Source organism: Blastomonas sp. (assembly GCF_041747255.1).
Lineage (GTDB): Bacteria > Pseudomonadota > Alphaproteobacteria > Sphingomonadales > Sphingomonadaceae > Blastomonas.
The window spans coordinates 1-3714 of record NZ_JBGTFM010000027.1; the positions used below are offsets into that span (position 1 = coordinate 1).

Annotated in this window: 4 protein-coding genes; 3 read left to right on the forward strand and 1 reads right to left on the reverse strand. The window is 64.0% G+C overall.

Annotation, left to right across the window (positions count from 1 at the left end; genetic code table 11):
* On the reverse strand, positions 1-624 hold a 624-nt coding region (locus ACEW8G_RS01030), incomplete at its 3' end, for an alpha/beta fold hydrolase (protein ID WP_373486594.1).
* An 88-nt stretch (positions 625-712) separates the two neighbouring features.
* Here ACEW8G_RS01030 and ACEW8G_RS01035 point away from each other — a divergent pair.
* The 3 genes from ACEW8G_RS01035 to ACEW8G_RS01045 all read left to right on the forward strand — a co-directional run bounded on the left by ACEW8G_RS01035 (position 713) and on the right by ACEW8G_RS01045 (position 3609).
* Entirely contained in the window at positions 713-1393 is a 681-nt protein-coding gene (locus ACEW8G_RS01035; protein ID WP_373486595.1) for an isochorismatase family protein, read from the forward strand.
* Positions 1394-1592: 199 nt separating this feature from the next.
* A complete protein-coding gene (locus ACEW8G_RS01040) occupies positions 1593-2465 on the forward strand; it encodes a polysaccharide deacetylase family protein (protein ID WP_373486596.1) in 873 nt (290 codons plus the stop codon).
* A 220-nt stretch (positions 2466-2685) separates the two neighbouring features.
* Positions 2686-3609, forward strand: coding sequence for a polysaccharide deacetylase family protein (locus ACEW8G_RS01045; protein WP_373486597.1), 924 nt, complete (start codon positions 2686-2688; stop codon positions 3607-3609).
* The last annotated feature ends 105 nt before the right edge of the window (positions 3610-3714 follow it).

A 3714-nucleotide genomic window follows, 5' to 3' on the forward strand; every position in this document is an offset into this window, starting at 1 on the left:
TCCGGCGCGATAGGCATCGCCGGAGTCAAGCATTTCGTGCACCGCAAGGTCGATCCGCGCGACATCAGCATGCGCCGCCGGCAGGCGCGCCGCATCGCGCGTATCGAACCATGGGAAGAACCAGCTCTGTTCCAGAATGCGATTCCACAGCCAGGCCAGATGCTCGCCATAAGCTGACGGCTGGAACGGCGGCAGATAGCTCTGGCCGAACACGTCCATCTCCTGCGGTGTCCAGATCGCATAGCCGCCGACCGCCATACCGGTGAAGCGCGCCGTGTGGCGCTTGAGCGCGGTGACCAGAATGATGCCGCCCGAATGGAAGCCATAAGCCGGGCAACGCGCCATGCCCAGTGCATCCAGAAACGCGACGATGGCGTCGGCAAAATCAGCGATATCCGGCGCGCCGGGCAATGGATCGGACTGGCCGAACCCGGGCGTGTCTGGCGCGATGCAGGTGAAATGCGCAGCCCATTGCTGCATCAGCGCTGCATATTCTCCGCTGTTGCGCGGACTCTGGTGGATCATCAGCAACGGCGGCCCACTGCCCGCCACGCGATAATGCACACGACGGTGCTCGCCGCTGGCAATCGGCACGTCAACATAATGGCGGGTGATCCGAGTCATGCCCTAATTTGTCCGGACAAATTGCTCTCGACAAGCCTTTTTTCGGGATTATGGTCACGAATCACAATTAAGTGAGGTTGCACCATCCATGGACATCGTCGGCACCCGGATGATCTGCGAGGACAAGACGGCACGGCAGCTGTTCGACGCGGTGATGGCCAACCCGGCACGCAACAAATTCGGCTTTGGTCAAAAGCTCGCCATCATCAATGTTGATGTGCAGCAGGCCTATACCCGGATCGACAGGTTCAAGACCGCCTACGAGACCGACCCCCGCCAGATCGAACACATCAACACCATCTCGCGGTTGGCGCGTGAAAAGCAGATGCCGGTGGTGTGGAGCCGGGTCGCGTACAAGGATGACGCAGCGGATGCGGGCGTCTGGGGCACGCGCACCGATACCCCCGACAGCCTGCAGAACATCCGTTACGACAGCGAACGCCACGCTTATGACCCGCGCTGCGCATTCGGGCCGGATGACCTGCACTATACCAAGCGGATGCCAAGCGCGTTTTTCGAAACCCCGCTGGCGAGCTACCTGACATGGCACAAGGTCGATACTGTGGTGGTCACCGGCGGCAGCACCTCGGGCTGCGTGCGCGCCACTGCGGTCGATGCGCTCAGCCACGGCTATCGCACCATCGTGCCGATCGAAACCTGCGCCGACAAGCACGAGAGCTATCACTTTGCCAATCTGACCGACCTGCAGCTGAAGTACGCCGATGTCGAGCCGGTGCAGGTGGTGATTGACTGGCTGGAGGCGAGGTGATGGGTGGCGGCGCGGGACCCGCCTTCTCTCCCTTGACGGGAGAGAATAGGAAGGCTTGGCGGCTTGTCCGCCCAGCCGGACTTAGAGAGGGTGGGGCGGTTGCCCTCACCCTCTCCCAGCTTCGACTAGGCTCGCTGCGCTCACCAAGTCTGCGCAACCCTCTCCCGTCAAGGGAGAGGGGTTTAGGGAGGAGCGCAGCTTGACCCCTGACCCGCAACTTTACGATTTCGCCCCCTGGCGTGGCCGCCCCAAAATCACCTGGCCCGGCGGCAAGACCTGCGCGGTCTGGGTGGCGCCCAATCTTGAGTATTACGAACTCGACCCGCCAACCAACCCGCACCGCAAGAGCTGGGCGAAGCCGCATCCCGATGTTGTCGGCTATGCCCACCGCGACCATGCCAACCGCGTCGGCCACTGGCGGATGGCCGATGTGATGAGCCGGCACGGGTTTCCGGGCTCCGTCAGCCTGTCGGTCGCGCTGTGCGATCACATTCCCGAGGTGGTCGAAGACGCCCGGCAACGCGGCTGGGAGTTTTTCAGCCACGGCATCTACAACACCCGCTACAGCTATGGCATGGACGAGGCGCAGGAGCGCAGCATCATCGAGGACAGCATCGCCACGGTCGAGCGCGCTACCGGGCAGCGGATCCGCGGCTGGCTGGCGCCTGCGCTCACCCACACCCCGCGCACGCTCGATCTTATTGCCGAATACGGCCTTGATTACACCTGCGACCTCTATCACGACGACCAGCCGACCGATGTCAAGGTCAAGACCGGGCGGCTGACCGCGATCCCCTACAGCCTTGAGGTCAACGATCATTACGGCTTCTTCATCTACAACATGAGCCCGCGAGACTATGCCGCTACGCTGATCCGCCAGTTTGAGCGGCTGGCGAAAGAGGGCGCGCAATCGGGCACGGTGATGTGTATCCCGCTGCACAGCTATCTGATCGGCCAGCCGCACCGCATCGGCCCGTTCGAGGAGGTGCTGCGCCATATTGCGGCGGATGGCCGCGCGTGGATCGCGACGGCGGGCGAGATTGTGGATAGCTGGCGGGGGCAGGCGGGATGAGCATCGTCGGCACGCAAACCTTCTCTCCCTCGAGGGGAGAGAATAGGCAGGCTTGGCGGCCTGTCCGCCTAGCCGGGCTTAGAGAGGGTGGGGCGGCTGCATCAAAGGCCCCTCTCCTGCGGCGGTTGGGAGAGGGGCAGTCGCCAGCGGCTGACCGGGCCCCTCTCCCTCCGACACCTGACAGCGTCTCCCCCCTCTCCCCTGAAGGGGAGAGGGGAAGATGACCCTCGACCCCGGCTATCTCGAATACCCCCACCGCCGCGAAGGCATGGACCATGCGCTGTACCGCTACAGCAGTCTCTTCACCCGCCCGACAGTCGCCTGGCCGGACCGAAAGAGCGTGGCGATATGGCCGGTGATCAGCCTCGAGTGGTTCCCGATTGTTCCCAGTGACACGCCGTTCCGCGCGCCGGGGCATATGCAGACCGCCTATCCCGATTACCGCCATTACACCGCGCGCGATTATGGTTCGCGCATCGGCTTTTTCCGGCTGCTGGGTGCCTTTGAGGCGGTGGGGGTAACGATTTCGGTGGCGTGCAATGGCGCGATTGCGTCGCGCTATCCCGCGATCATCGAGGCGATTCGGGCAGGCGGGCATGAGATCATCGCGCATTCCACCGAGATGAACGGGACCATCGCCTCGGGCCTCGCCGAAGCCGACGAGCGCGCGCTGATCGCCGCGTCGCTCGACGCTTTGGAACAGGCGAGCGGCACGCGTCCGCGCGGCTGGCTGTCGATCGCGCGCTCGCAATCGTTCAACACCCCGCGACTGCTGGCGGAGGCGGGGGTCGACTATATGTGCGACTGGGTGAACGACGAACTGCCCTATCGCATGACCACGGACGCGGGCAGGATCATTAATATCCCGCTCAACCACGAGCTGTCCGACCGGCAGATCATCAACGTCCAGCAGCAATCGGTCGACAGCTATGCCACCCAGATGCGCGATGCCTATGGCTGGCTGGCGGGTGAGGCGGCGCAGCACGGCGGGCGGATGCTGCCGATGCACCTGACGCCGTACATCATGGGCCTGCCCTATCGCATCGATGCGTTCGAGGCGCTGGTGCGCTGGTTGGCAGAGCAGCCTGGCGCATGGTTCGCGACGGGCAGCGACATTCTGGACAGCTGGAGCGATGCCAAGTGAGGGTGATCAACCCGCGCACCGGCGAGGCCGATTACGAGATCGCGCCGCTCGATACTGCCGCAGTGCAGGCCGAGGCGGCGCGGCTGCGTGCGGCACAGCCAGCGT

Coding starts and splice junctions, on each gene's coding strand:
- ACEW8G_RS01035 (WP_373486595.1), top strand. CDS start 713: ATGGACATCGTCGGCACCCGGATGATCTGCGAGGACAAGACGGCACGG.
- ACEW8G_RS01045 (WP_373486597.1), top strand. CDS start 2,686: ATGACCCTCGACCCCGGCTATCTCGAATACCCCCACCGCCGCGAAGGC.